The sequence below is a fragment of the Allobosea sp. P5_A5 genome, assembly GCF_056400625.1.
The window spans coordinates 179,380-191,636 of record NZ_JBFUKY010000004.1; the positions used below are offsets into that span (position 1 = coordinate 179,380).

14 protein-coding genes are annotated in these 12,257 nt (G+C 65.3%); 6 read left to right on the plus strand and 8 right to left on the minus strand.

Annotated elements, in window-relative coordinates:
• Positions 1-7 precede the first annotated feature (7 nt).
• On the plus strand, positions 8-421 hold the full coding sequence (locus AC1DR6_RS10470; protein ID WP_476829159.1) for a hypothetical protein: 414 nt from the start codon (positions 8-10) through the stop codon (positions 419-421).
• A gap of 4 nt (positions 422-425) precedes the next feature.
• Here AC1DR6_RS10470 and AC1DR6_RS10475 read toward each other — a convergent pair whose 3' ends face one another.
• Positions 426-1,319 (minus strand): alpha/beta fold hydrolase, encoded by an 894-nt coding sequence (locus tag AC1DR6_RS10475; RefSeq protein ID WP_476829160.1) that lies wholly within the window; start codon positions 1,317-1,319, stop codon positions 426-428.
• Positions 1,320-1,457: 138 nt separating this feature from the next.
• Between AC1DR6_RS10475 and AC1DR6_RS10480 the strand changes: the two genes are divergently transcribed.
• Entirely contained in the window at positions 1,458-2,177 is a 720-nt protein-coding gene (locus AC1DR6_RS10480) for a class I SAM-dependent methyltransferase (protein ID WP_476829161.1), read from the plus strand.
• A gap of 16 nt (positions 2,178-2,193) precedes the next feature.
• Here AC1DR6_RS10480 and AC1DR6_RS10485 read toward each other — a convergent pair whose 3' ends face one another.
• The gene (locus AC1DR6_RS10485; RefSeq protein ID WP_476829162.1) at positions 2,194-4,269 is read right to left on the minus strand and encodes a lytic transglycosylase domain-containing protein; all 2,076 of its coding nucleotides are present in this window, start codon (positions 4,267-4,269) and stop codon (positions 2,194-2,196) included.
• A 168-nt stretch (positions 4,270-4,437) separates the two neighbouring features.
• On the opposite strand from AC1DR6_RS10485, the gene dapA reads away from it, so the two are divergent.
• The 3 genes from dapA (at position 4,438) to smpB (ending at position 6,535) form a co-directional block, all read left to right on the plus strand.
• Positions 4,438-5,331 carry a 4-hydroxy-tetrahydrodipicolinate synthase gene (gene dapA / locus AC1DR6_RS10490; RefSeq protein ID WP_476829163.1) on the plus strand — a complete coding sequence of 298 codons (894 nt, stop codon included), beginning with the start codon at positions 4,438-4,440 and terminating at the stop codon, positions 5,329-5,331.
• 89 nt (positions 5,332-5,420) lie between these two features.
• Positions 5,421-6,068, plus strand: coding sequence for an FMN-binding negative transcriptional regulator (locus tag AC1DR6_RS10495; RefSeq protein ID WP_476829164.1), 648 nt, complete (start codon positions 5,421-5,423; stop codon positions 6,066-6,068).
• Positions 6,065-6,535: an SsrA-binding protein SmpB gene (smpB, locus tag AC1DR6_RS10500; protein WP_476829165.1), complete on the plus strand. Its 471-nt coding sequence runs from the start codon at positions 6,065-6,067 to the stop codon at positions 6,533-6,535. Before AC1DR6_RS10495 ends, smpB begins: the two co-directional genes overlap by 4 nt.
• A gap of 104 nt (positions 6,536-6,639) precedes the next feature.
• On the opposite strand, the gene AC1DR6_RS10505 is transcribed toward smpB, so the two are convergent.
• The 6 genes from AC1DR6_RS10505 to lepB form a co-directional block, all read right to left on the minus strand.
• Complete coding sequence (locus tag AC1DR6_RS10505) at positions 6,640-7,269, minus strand: LabA-like NYN domain-containing protein (protein WP_476829166.1); 630 nt, start codon at positions 7,267-7,269, stop codon at positions 6,640-6,642.
• A gap of 118 nt (positions 7,270-7,387) precedes the next feature.
• A complete protein-coding gene (gene pyrE, locus AC1DR6_RS10510; RefSeq protein ID WP_476829167.1) occupies positions 7,388-7,972 on the minus strand; it encodes an orotate phosphoribosyltransferase in 585 nt (194 codons plus the stop codon).
• A 91-nt stretch (positions 7,973-8,063) separates the two neighbouring features.
• The gene (locus tag AC1DR6_RS10515; RefSeq protein ID WP_476829168.1) at positions 8,064-8,627 is read right to left on the minus strand and encodes a sugar O-acetyltransferase; all 564 of its coding nucleotides are present in this window, start codon (positions 8,625-8,627) and stop codon (positions 8,064-8,066) included.
• 155 nt (positions 8,628-8,782) lie between these two features.
• On the minus strand, positions 8,783-9,694 hold the full coding sequence (gene era, locus AC1DR6_RS10520; protein ID WP_476829169.1) for a GTPase Era: 912 nt from the start codon (positions 9,692-9,694) through the stop codon (positions 8,783-8,785).
• Between the two features lie 2 nt (positions 9,695-9,696).
• Entirely contained in the window at positions 9,697-10,419 is a 723-nt protein-coding gene (gene rnc / locus AC1DR6_RS10525; protein ID WP_476829170.1) for a ribonuclease III, read from the minus strand.
• Positions 10,416-11,183 carry a signal peptidase I gene (gene lepB / locus AC1DR6_RS10530; RefSeq protein ID WP_476829171.1) on the minus strand — a complete coding sequence of 256 codons (768 nt, stop codon included), beginning with the start codon at positions 11,181-11,183 and terminating at the stop codon, positions 10,416-10,418. The genes rnc and lepB overlap by 4 nt, the downstream gene beginning before the upstream one ends.
• Positions 11,184-11,488: 305 nt before the next feature.
• On the opposite strand from lepB, the gene aqpZ reads away from it, so the two are divergent.
• Positions 11,489-12,214, plus strand: a complete 726-nt coding sequence (gene aqpZ, locus AC1DR6_RS10535) for an aquaporin Z (protein WP_476829172.1) — start codon at positions 11,489-11,491, stop codon at positions 12,212-12,214.
• Positions 12,215-12,257 lie beyond the last annotated feature (43 nt).

Consider the following 12,257-nt stretch of genomic DNA (forward strand, 5'->3'; position numbering starts at 1 on the left):
GCCGGCCATGCTTTATCTTGCGAGCCAGTTCGGCTGGTTCCTGCTTGCCGGTTTCGGCCTTGGCGTCGCCATGGGCTGGATTGCGCAAAACAGCCAAAACCCGCGTTTTTGGAGCCCTGCCTGGAGCTGGCTCGCCGTGTTGTGGTGCATCGGCGCCGCGCTCGCCTGGTTCCAGTTTGCCAACGGCATGGTCGCGGTCTGGCTGGAGACGGCGCTGCTCTTCGTCGCGGTCTATTGGCTCGGCTGTGTCGCAGGCGGTCTGCTCGGCTCGGTAGCCTTCAAGCGGGCGCTAGCGATGGCTCCGCTGGAGGCAGGGACCAACGCCGGAACGCCCGATCGCACGACAGCCAGGAGCCACGAGGAGACGGCGACGCGTGATTTCGTCGCGTCAGTCGATTCGTCTGCGCAGGCCAAGGTCTGAAACCTCAGCCGGCAAGCCGCTCGGCCCGTGCGACGAGCCTGCCGATGCGCCGGATGATGTCCTTGCTCCCGAGCAATGGCGCATGTCCCTGGCCGGCGACGGTATGTGTCTCGCAATCGGGGTGACGTTCAGCCATCTCCCGCAGCGTCTTTTCGGCGAGAAGATCGGAGTTGGCGCCGCGGATCGCCAGCAAGGGCACGGCGTTCAGGGCGTCGAAATAGGGCCACAGCACCGGCAGCGGCGCCTCCAGATCGAGCTCCCCCAGCCCCTTCATCAGCCTGGTGTCGTAGTCGGGCCGCAGCTTGCCGTCGCGGTCGGTCCAGGTGCGGCGCGCCATCAACTCCCAATCGGCGTCATCAAGCGCCGGGAAATGCTGGTCCGACAAGCGCTTCAGGATCTCCGCACCTTCGGAGAAACTGCGCGGCACCGGAAGCTTGCCGACATAGCCGCGAATGCGCAGCAGCCCGCGCGCATCGATGACAGGGCCGACATCGTTGAGGACGACCCCCTTGATGACGGCGGGGCGCGCCGTCGCGAGCGCCATGGTCAACAATCCGCCCCGCGACGTTCCGACGAAGACGGCGCGGTCGGTGCCCGTCGCGACCAGAACCTGCATCAGATCGTCGAGTTCGATCCGGATATCGTAATTCTTCCAGTTGGTGTCGTAGTCCGAGAGGCCACGCCCTCGATAGTCGAGCGCCAGCACCTGGCGCGGCCTGGCCTCATCCTGTGAAAACGCCAGCGCGACCTCGTGGAAGTCGGCCGCGGTACGCGCCAGCCCCGGCAGGCAGATCACCGGCAAAGCCGTTGCGGCCAGCGGACCGTACTCACGCCAATGCAGCTTCAGCCCGTCCGATGCGGGGATGAAGCGGGAGATGAAGCCGATTTCGGGGGGCATTGCGAACTCGATGGGCGTTTGCGATCAGCTACCACGAATGTCGCCATGCGCCCAAATCTGTCCCGGTCCTCCTGACGCAGCCTTGCCAGATGCGTCTCGGCGGCCGAGGTCTTGTTCCTCTTCGCGCAGGTGAGACCGATGACAAACGCAACCGTGACAGACTCCGCCCATAAATTCGACGGCGGCCGCGCGCAGGATTATCTGGTCCAGAGCCGCATCGCGCTGGCGGGTTATGAAGCCTGCCATGAGTTGTCGGCGTGCATGCTGGCGGCGAGCCTGGGGCCCGGGCGGGCGGCCGAACTGCTGGTCGTCGGCGCCGGCGGCGGCGCGCAGGAGATCGTGTGCGCTGCACCGCTGGAGCCGGATTGGCGTTTCCTGGCGGTCGATCCGTCCGTGCCGATGATGGCGATCACGGCCGAGCGGCTCGAAGCAGCAGGCCTTGCCGCTCGGACCGAACTCGTCACGGGTTATGTCGAGGACATTCCTGTCGACCGGGCTTTCGACGCTGCCACGCTCATCGGGGTGCTGCACCATTTGCCCGGCGACGCCGCCAAGACCGCGATCCTGAAAGCCATCGCCGCGCGGCTCAAGCCTGGTAGCCCCCTCATTCTGGCCTGCAATCGTTATGCCTATGCGGCGGAACCGCTGCTGCTCGACGCCTGGGCGCAGCGCTGGCGGATGCAGGGAGCAGCGCCGGCCGAGATCGAGGCGAAGCGCGGCAAGATTCTGCAAGGCGCCGATCCGCCGGCCTCGGAGGCCGAGATTGCGCGGCTGCTGGCCATGGCGGGGTTCGGCGCACCGAAATGGTTCTTCTCCAGCCTGTTCTGGGGCGCCTGCATCGCATTTCGCGACGCTTGATCGCCGGCGAGGCGGTCTAGTCCCGTCTTCCGCCGCGTTTCAGGTCGTAGTCGATCAGGTAGGCCGTGCGCTGGTTCAATCGCTGGCGATAGACCTGCAGGTTCTCCATCACGCGCTGGACGTAGTTGCGGGTCTCGGAAAAGGGGATGCGCTCGACCCAGTCGACCGCATCGACCGCCGGATCGCGCGGGTCGCCATAGGCTGCGATCCACTTCGTCACATTCGGCGAGCCCGCATTATAGGCGGCAAAGGTCAAGATGTAGGAGCCGCGCCATTCCTTAAGCAGGTCGTTGAGATGGGCCGCGCCCATTCGGGCTGCATAGATCGGATCCTGCCCGAGCTTGCCCCAGTCGAAGGGCAGTCCGGCCCGCCGCGCCGTTTCGCGCGCGGTCGCTGGCATCATCTGCATCAGCCCGCGCGCGCCGGCATGCGACATCGCGGTCGGGTCGAAGGCGCTTTCTTGCCGCGCGATCGCATGGACGATAGCGCGCTCCATCGGGTCTCCCAGCACGTCGAAATCCGGCACGCCATGGGTCGGGTAGGCGATCGCATCGAGCGGAAAACCCCGCTGCACGGCGGTCTTGCCAATCATCACCAGCGTTCGCGCATCGGCCTCCTGGCGGGCGACGGTGGCCAGCCCCTCCAGCCCTTCAGCCGTCGGCAGGCGCTGCGACAAATCGACGAGCAGCAGATTTGCCAGCTCGCGCTCCCCCAGCCGATATAAAAGGCGGACGCCGCTATGCCCCGGCTGCACCCCCGATTCCGTCCCGGGACCGAGCCGCAAGGGCAGATCGGGCAGGCCGAGCTTCGCCCGCGCCAATTGCCCGTAATAGGCGATCGGAAGATCGGCGGCGCGGTTGAAGGCGGCCTTGGCCTCGTCGTCCCGGCCGAGCGCTTCATAGGCGCGACCTTGCCAATAGGCGGCCCTGGCCACCGAGATCGGGGTTTCGGCGATGGCGGCGGCCGCATCGAAATGCTTGAGGCTGACGGCCGGCTCGCCCCGGAAACGCAGGGCGATGAAGCCGGAAAGCCATTCCGCTTCGATCCGTTCCGGCGCATCCTCGGCGCCATGGCCGGCAGCGACCGCATAAGCCTCGCGCGTCTTGCCGGCGTCGAGCAGCTTGCGCGACAGGATGCGCCGCTCTTCCCACCAGCCATCGCCGTCGCCCAGCCGCTCGGCCTCGGGCGGCGCTTGCGCGATCGCTTTCGCGGCATCGTCCAGGCGGTCTGCGCGTCGTGCATTCTGCGCCTGGAGAAAGGCGAAGGAGAGCTCTCCCCGCACCGAGGCTGGCAGCTTGTCGACGAGCTTGTCCGAAAGCGGCCGCCTAGCTTTGGCGCTGGCGAGGCGCAGGCCAGCGAGCTTGAGATAATCGGCCGAGATGCGGGCCGCGCTTCGCCGCGCCGCCTCACCGTTCTGGCGGAAGATCAGTCGTTCGGTGCGCAGCCGGTGATCCTCGGTCGTGAGCGCGTCGCCGAACTGCGCCAGCACGATCTTTTCCAGCGCCTGACTAAGCCCGTCCTTGCGCCAACTTCGGCGTGCCAGCGCGAGCGCCTCTTCGGCTTTGCCGTCAGCCTTCAGCGCGAGAGCCAGCGAGATCCGCCCTGCCGGGGAGAGCGGCTGGCGGCACTGCAGGAAGGCTCGCACCACGGCGGGGCTCTTCTTTTCAGCCAGCAGCGCCTCCTCGGCGCGCCGGCGAAAGCGGTTCACCGATGGATGGTCGGGGTGCCCGTTGAGAAACGCATCGATGCGCGCGAAGGAGATGCCGGCGCCATTGCTTTGGATCGCGACCCATTCCAGCAGCGTCCGCACGGAGGCGTCCTCGATCCGTCCGGCCATCGCGTCGCCTTCCGCCAGCGCGCCGCGCCGATAGGCGGCGATCGTGCTGCGGATGGTGGCGAGATCGAGAGCCTCGTCGCCACGCAGCGCGCTTGCCGGATAAGGCGGAAGCGAGCCGGTGGTTTCCACATCGATCGCCATCGCGAGCTGTTGCGGTTCGCCGGCACCGGCGTCTTCGGCCGCACTGAGCGGGCTCGTCACGAGAAGCGCCGGCAAAATCAGGCCAAGCAGCCGAACCGAGGCAGGCGCGGTCATGGCGGGTATCCATGTGCGTGCGGGCATCCGAGGATGGTCGCGGATGCGAGTTGAGGAAGGGTTAACCATGCGCCGGCTCGCTTTTCGCAGGACGCCGGCTTTGCCTCGGCGAAACGACGGTTTATGTGTGACGCGCCGTCACTTCCATTTGGCCTTCAGGATCGCCCAATGACCAAGCACACCGCCTTCACTGGCTCGCTGCCCGCTCTGGTCACGCCGTTCAAGGCCGGCAAAGTCGACGAGGAGGCGCTGCGCGCGCTGGTCGAATGGCATATCGAGAGCGGTTCGACCGGCCTCGTACCGGTCGGCACCACAGGCGAGAGCCCGACGGTGTCCCATGACGAGCACAAGCGCGTCGTCGAGATCGTGCTGGCACAGGCCAAGGGCCGCGTGCCGGTGATCGCCGGCGCCGGCTCCAACAACACGTTGGAAGCGATCGACCTCGCTGTCCATGCCGAGAAGGCCGGCGCCCAAGCCGTGCTGGTCGTGACGCCCTACTACAACAAGCCGACGCAGGAGGGCCTATACCAGCACTTCAAGGCGGTGAACGACGCGATCGGCATTCCGATCATCATCTACAACATTCCGCCGCGCTCGGTGGTGGACATGTCGGTCGAGACGATGGCGCGGCTCTATGAGCTCAAGAACATCGCCGGCGTGAAGGACGCCACGGCCAACCTCGCGCGCGTCTCTCAGCAGCGCCATGCCATGGGGCCGGATTTCATCCAGCTTTCCGGCGAGGACATGACCGCGCTGGCCTATATGGCGGCCGGCGGCCATGGCTGCATCTCGGTGGTCGCCAACGTCGCGCCGCGGCTCTGTGCCGATCTGATGGAGGCCGCCTTGAAGGGCGATTATGCCGGGGCACTGAAGGTGCAGGACAGGCTGGTGCCGCTGCATGACGCCATCTTCAAGGAGCCGGGCCTTGCGGGCGCCAAGCACGGCCTGGCCCTGCTCGGCCGCATCGAGGAGGAGGTGCGCCTGCCGCTGCTCCCGGTCAGGCCGGCAACGGGCAAGATGATTCGCGAGGCGATGGTGTTCGCCGGGCTGCTGAATAACTAGATAAGGCAACTGGCGGGAAGGCTTCCACGATCGGTTTTCCGATTGCCGAAGGGCCGCTCGACCTTTGCCGGACCCTTGCCGAGGATCGCATGTACGAGCCCAGTCACTTCAAAGTCGAGGACCGCGAGCAGTTGCACGCGGTCATCCGCCAGCATCCGCTCGCGACCCTCGTCACGATGGGCGAGGGCGGGCTGGTCGCCAATCCCGTGCCGTTCGTCCTGCATCCCGAGGAGGGCGGGAACGGCATTCTGCGCGCTCATCTTGCCCGCCCCAACACCCAATGGCAGGCGATCGCCGCCGGCGCCGAGACCCTGGTGATCTTCACCGGCATCGAGCGCTATGTGACGCCGGCCTGGTATGCGACCAAGCAGGAGCACGGCAAGGTCGTGCCGACATGGAATTACGTCACAGTCCAGGTACGTGGGCCGGCGCGAGCGATCGAGGATGGTGAGTGGCTACGCGCCCAGCTGGAATCGCTCACCCGCCAGCAGGAGGCGCCCCGCGCCGAGCCTTGGTCGGTGACGGATGCTCCCGCGCCTTTCATCGCGGCGCAGGCACGCGGCATTGTCGGCATCGAGATCGAGATCGCCTCGATCCTCGGCAAGTTCAAGCTCAGCCAGAATCGGCGCGAGGACGACAAGCTCGGTGTTCTCAATGGCTTGAGCGCCGAGCCTGAATCGGCTTCTCAAGCCATGGCGGCGCTCGTCAAGCAACATGGATTTGGGGACAACCCATGAAGAAGCCTGATCCGGAGCGCTACAAGCTCGCGGCCGACAACCGCAAGGCGCGCTACCACTACGAGATCACCGAGACGCTCGAGGCCGGCATCGCTTTGCAGGGTACGGAGATCAAGTCGTTGCGCGGCGGCAAGGCGACGATCGGGGAGAGCTATGCCGGGCCGATGAACAATGAACTGTATTTGTTCAACTCGCACATCCCCGAATATCTCGAGGCGAACCGCTTCAATCACGAGGTTCGCCGGCCGCGAAAGCTGCTGCTCCATCGCAAACAGATCGACAAGCTGATGGGCGCGATCCAGCGCGAGGGTTACACCGTCGTGCCGCTCAAGGTCTATTTCAACGAGAAGGGCAGGGCCAAGGTCGAGATCGGTCTGGGCCGCGGCAAGAAGCTCCACGACAAGCGCGAGACCGAGAAAGAGCGTGACTGGAACCGCGACAAGCAGCGGCTGCTGAAGAACGGATAGAGGCGCGATCGGCCTGCCGAGTTCGATCCGGGCAGGCCGGTGGCCGCGTCTTGTCGGCGAGACGCCGGATCGAGGTCGTTGCACTCCGCTCTAGAAAGGCGCGATTATCCTTCCGTTGGCGGCTCGTCGCCTTGGCGAATGCCATAGCGGCGCTCCAGCGACGGACTGCCTGCGGGGGCGCCAAGGGCCGGGCCGCGCGGCGCGCGTTCGGACGGATCACGTCCGATTTTCTGCATCAGCTGGGCCAGATCGAGGAATTCGTCGCACTGCCGGCGCAGATCGTCCGAAACCATCGGCGGATTGGTCGAAACGGTCGAGATCACTGCGACCTTGACGCCCTTGCGCTGCACCGCCTCGACCAGAGGGCGAAAATCGCCATCGCCCGAGAACAGATAGATCTGGTCGAGATGAGGCGCGAGCTCCAGCATCTCGACCGCCAGTTCGATATCCATATTGCCTTTCACGCGGCGCCGGCCGGTGGCGTCGGTAAACTCCTTGGCCGGCTTCGTGATGACGCGGTAGCCATTGTAGTCGAGCCAATCGACCAAGGGGCGGATCGACGAGTATTCCTCGCTCTCGACCAATGTCGTGAAATAGAACGCCCGGATCAGGTTGCCGCGTCCCTGGAATTCTCGAAGGAGCCGGCGGTAATCCATGTCGAAGCCAAGCTGCTTCGAGGTGGCGTAGAGATTGGCGCCGTCGATGAACAGCGCGATGCGCGGCGCAACCGTCATGGCAATAACTCCTGCTGAAATAGAAATGTCACTGAACAGTCAAAATGGGCTGGATTCGTGCCCGGACAATATCGATCGGTGATCAAGATATGGGGAGGCGTTAGGCAGGAGATCGCCGTCAGGCCGCAAGGCCACGGCTGCCGGGCTTGGTCGCGGGAATGGCGGCAAGCTCCGGCGGCAGCGCATCCGGGGCATAGTCGGGAATGTCCATCTGCACGAGGCTGACCAGCGGCACGCCGAGATCGACGCGGCCCGCCGACCGGTCGACAAGGCACGCTGCACCCAGAATGGCGCCGGGCTGGTCGGCGATCGAAGCCAGGCATTCGCGCGATGACAGACCGGTGGTGACGATGTCCTCCACCATGATGGCGCGCGCGCCCTGAGGAATGGCGAAGCCGCGACGGAGCTTGAACTGTCCGTCCTCACGCTCGACGAAGACGGCCTTGGCCTTGAGATGCCGAGCCGTCTCGTAGCCCGGAACGATACCGCCGACGGCCGGCGAAACCACGTAGTCGATCTTGCCGAAGCGCTGCTCGATCTTGGCCGCGAGCGCCTTGCACAGCCGCTCGGTGCGCACCGGGTCCTGGAAGATGAACATCTTCTGCAGGAAAATCGGGCTGCGACGGCCGGACGACAGGATGAAATGCCCTTCGAGCAACGCGCCCGCCTCGCGGAATTCGGAGAGAACCTCGTCATGGGTCATGGGCGTGCGTCCTGTGCCTGCAGCAAACGCCCGCGTCTTTGCGGCGGTTTGCGCGCTGTTGCAAGGCCTTGGGCGGATGCCGCGCCTGCGTTCAACAGCCTGTCGCGGCCTCAAGGTGCCACCGCGCCGGGTTGCCGAATGCGGTGCGTCCCGCCGGAACGTCGCGAGTGACGACGCTGCCGGCGCCGATGATCGCATCGTCGCCGACGCTCACGCCCGGCAGGATGATCGCGCCGCCGCCGATCCAGACATTGCGGCCGATCGCGATCGGCCGGCCGAATTCCAGCATCTGCCGCCGTGCTTCTGGATCTCGCGGATGGTCGGCGGTCAGGATCTGCACACCGGGCCCGATTTGCGTGCCGTCACCGATGGTCACCGCCACCACATCAAGAATGACGCAGTTGAAGTTCAGGAAAACGCCGTCGCCGAGGCTGATATTATAGCCGTAATCGCAATGGAAGGGCGGGCGGATGACCACATCGCGCCCGACCCGACCCAGCGCCTCGCGCAGCAGCGCGTCGCGGTCATCGTGCCGCGCCGTCGTCGCGTTGAACCGCGCCATCCATTCGGCGATGCGGCGGTTGTCGGCGACAAGCTCGGGGCAATCCGCCCGATAAAGCTCGCCGGCAAGCATCTTCTGCTTTTCGCTGGGCATGACAATCCTCCCAAAACGCCGTCATCCCGGGCGACCGGAGGGAGACCCGGGATCCATGCCGGAGCGCGCTGGGATCGAGGTTTAGGAATGGATCCCGGATCGGCGCCGCCAACGGCGGCTTGTCCGGGATGACAGACAGGACAGCACGGCGGGAATTACCCCTTCGGGAATTCCAAACCCATCTCGCGATAACGCTCCGGGTCGTCGCTCCAGTTCTCGCGCACCTTCACGAACAGGAAGAGATGAACCTTGGCTTCGGCCGCCTCGGTGATCTCGATCCGTGCCTTCTGGCCGATCGCCTTGATGGTCTGGCCGCCTTCGCCGAGCACGATCTTCCGCTGGCTTTCGCGCTCGACATAGATCGTCTGCTCGATCCTGACCGATCCGTCCGGCCTCTGCTGCCAGCTCTCGGTCTCGACGGTCGAGCGATAGGGCAACTCGTCATGCAGCCGCTCGAAGATTTTTTCCCGCGTGATCTCGGCGGCGAGGAAGCGCAGCGGCGCGTCCGAGATCTGGTCTTCCGGATAGAGCCAGGGGCCGAGCGGCAGGCGATGTTCCAACCAGCCGAGCATATCCTTGACGCCATAGCCGGTCAGCGCCGCGACCATGAACGTCGTCTCGAACGAGCCCAGCTCGTTCACCTTGGCGGTGATCTCGAGCAGCTTTTCCTTCGGCACGGTGTCGATCTTGTTCAGGATCAGGAATTTCGGCTGCTTCAGCGCGGATAGCCGCTCCAGAAGCACCGTGTTTTCCTCATGGTCGAAGCGGGCGACGTCGATCAGCACACCGATCAGGTCGGCGTCGGTCGCGCCGCCCCAGGCGCTCGTCACCATCGCCCGGTCGAGCCGGCGCTTGGGCGCGAAGATGCCCGGCGTATCGACGAAGATGATCTGCGCGGTGTCCGCCAGTGCAATGCCGCGCACCTGCGTACGCGTCGTTTGCACCTTGCGTGAGACGATCGAGATCTTGGCGCCGACGAACTGGTTTAGCAGCGTCGACTTGCCGGCATTGGGGGCGCCGATCAGGGCGACGAATCCGCAGCGTGTCGGCTTGTTTGTGTCAGACATTCCTAGCCTTCCGGGCTTTCGTTCCACAGGCCTTCGCGTCGCAGGAAAGCCTCGGCGGCTGCCTGTTCCGCGATACGCTTCGAGGGACCTCGGCCTTCCGCATCCGGAAGGCCGGCGATCCGCGCCGCGACGACGAAGACCGGCGCATGGTCCGGCCCCGAGCGGCCGCGCTCGCTATAGGTCGGCGTCGCATGGCCTTCGCCCTGCGACCATTCCTGCAGCGCCGTCTTGGCGTCGCGCAGCGGGCGGCCCGGCTTCAGCAGGCGCTCGCCGAAGCCGCGCTCGATCAACGCACGCGCTGCCTCGTATCCGCCATCCATGAACACGGCGCCGATTACCGCCTCGCAGGCATCGGCGAGGATCGCCTGGTTCTTGCGGGCGCCACCCAGAATTTCCCCTTCGCCCAGCCGCATGAACTGGCCGAGACTCCAGGCCTGGGCGACCTCTGCGCAGGTTTCCTTGCGGACGAGATCGGCGAGCCGCCGCGAGAGATTGCCCTCTTCGGCCAGCGGGTAGCGCCGGAACAGCATGTCGGAGATCGACAGCCCCAGCACGCGATCGCCGAGAAATTCCAGGCGCTGATAGGTCGCCAGCCGCGACGGCTCGGCGCTCATATGCGTCAGCGCCGTCGTCAGGAGCGACTTGTCAGCGAAGCGGTATTCGAGCGTGGCTTCCAGCCGCGCCGTCTCCGGGGCGCTGCGCCCTGTTGAGCCCGGCTTGCTCACTTGATGGTGCTGAAGATCCGGTTCCACCGAACCGTGCCCGGCCATTCCCAGATCTTCCAGGCCGAGGCGCCCTCTTCGATCGAGAAGAAGATGATCTCGGCACGGCCGACGAAATTCTCGAACGGCACGTAGCCGACGCTGCGGTCGCGCGAATCCAGCGAGTTGTCGCGGTTGTCGCCCATCATGAAGAAATGGCCAGCCGGCACCACGAAGACCTGCGTGTTGTCGAAGGTGCCGGTGTCGCCCTCGCGCTCGATGATCTCGTGCGTCACGCCGTTGGGCAGCGTCTCCTTGTAGTGGATGACAGGAACGTTGCGGCCCCAATTGTCGGAGGTCGTGTAGTCGGCGATGCGCTCGCGCTTAACCGGCTGCCCGTTGATGTTGAGAATGCCCTCAATCATCTGGATGCGGTCGCCCGGCAGGCCGATGACGCGCTTGATGTAGTCGGTCGAATTGTCGCTCGGCAGCTTGAAGACGGCGATGTCGCCGCGCTTCGGCTCTGCCCCCCAGACGCGGCCGGACATGACAGGCGGCCCGAACGGGATCGAATAGCGCGAATAGCCATAGGTATATTTCGACACGAACAGATAGTCGCCGATCAGCAGCGTCGGGATCAGCGAGCCGGACGGGATGTTGAAGGGCTGGAACAGCAGCGTGCGGATGACGAGCGCGATGAGAAGCGCCTGAACGACGACCTTGATCGTCTCCAGAATGCCGCCCTCGTCTTTGGCAGGCTTGGATTTCGTGTCGACGTCGTTGGCCACGCGGGCGCTCCTTGGACTGCGATCCGGCGCGCGGTCTACAGCATTGGGCAATGCTTTGACAAAGGAATAGATCGCCCTGCCGGCTCAGCCTGCGCTCTAGCCGGTTCTCGCGCGTCCGGCAATCATCGGGCCGGTTGGTGGCTATTCCACGGCGAAGCTCAGGCCTGCCTGCTGAGCGCTGCCCGCCGAAAAACCGGAGAGATGCGAGGGTTCGACAGCCATCGGATGGTCGAAGCCTGCTGCATATTGACGAAATCGTGGCGCAGGCGCAGGTTCCGGAAATATTCGGTCGGGGGACTATTGCTATGAATGGACGAAAATACGCCGCGGAAGCAATTGGCACCTTCTGGCTTACTTTTGCCGGTTGCGGCAGTGCGGTTATCGCCGCGGGCTTTCCCAATGTCGGCATCGGCCTGCTCGGAGTGTCGCTTGCCTTCGGCCTGAGCGTCGTGACGATGGCCTATGCGATCGGCCATGTCTCCGGCTGTCATCTCAATCCGGCCGTGACGGTCGGGCTTGCCGCCGGCGGCCGTTTCCCGCCGTGGCAGGTGCTTCCCTACATCGTCGCCCAGGTGGTCGGTGCGGTTGCGGGAGCTGCCTTGCTCTACGTGATCGCGCGCGGGACGCCGGGCTTCGATCTCGCGGGCGGCTTCGCCTCGAATGGATATGGCGACCATTCGCCCGGTAAATACGGGCTCGTCTCCGCCTTCCTGATGGAAGTGGTGATGACCATGATGTTCCTGTTCATCATCATGGGCTCGACCCACGGCAAGGCGCCGGCCGGCTTCGCGCCGCTTGCGATCGGGCTGGGTCTGGTGCTGATCCATCTCGTCAGCATTCCCGTGACCAACACGTCGGTGAACCCGGCGCGCAGCACCGGCCCGGCGCTGTTCGTCGGCGGCTGGGCCATCGGCCAGCTCTGGCTGTTCTGGGTCGCGCCACTGATCGGCGGCGCGCTTGGCGGCGTCGTGTATCGCTGGCTCAGCGAGGAGCCGCAGGGTCTCGTGACCGGAACCCAACCGGCGGAGTGATCGCTGCCGCAAGGACGGAAAAGGTCCGGCGCCTGTGGCGCCG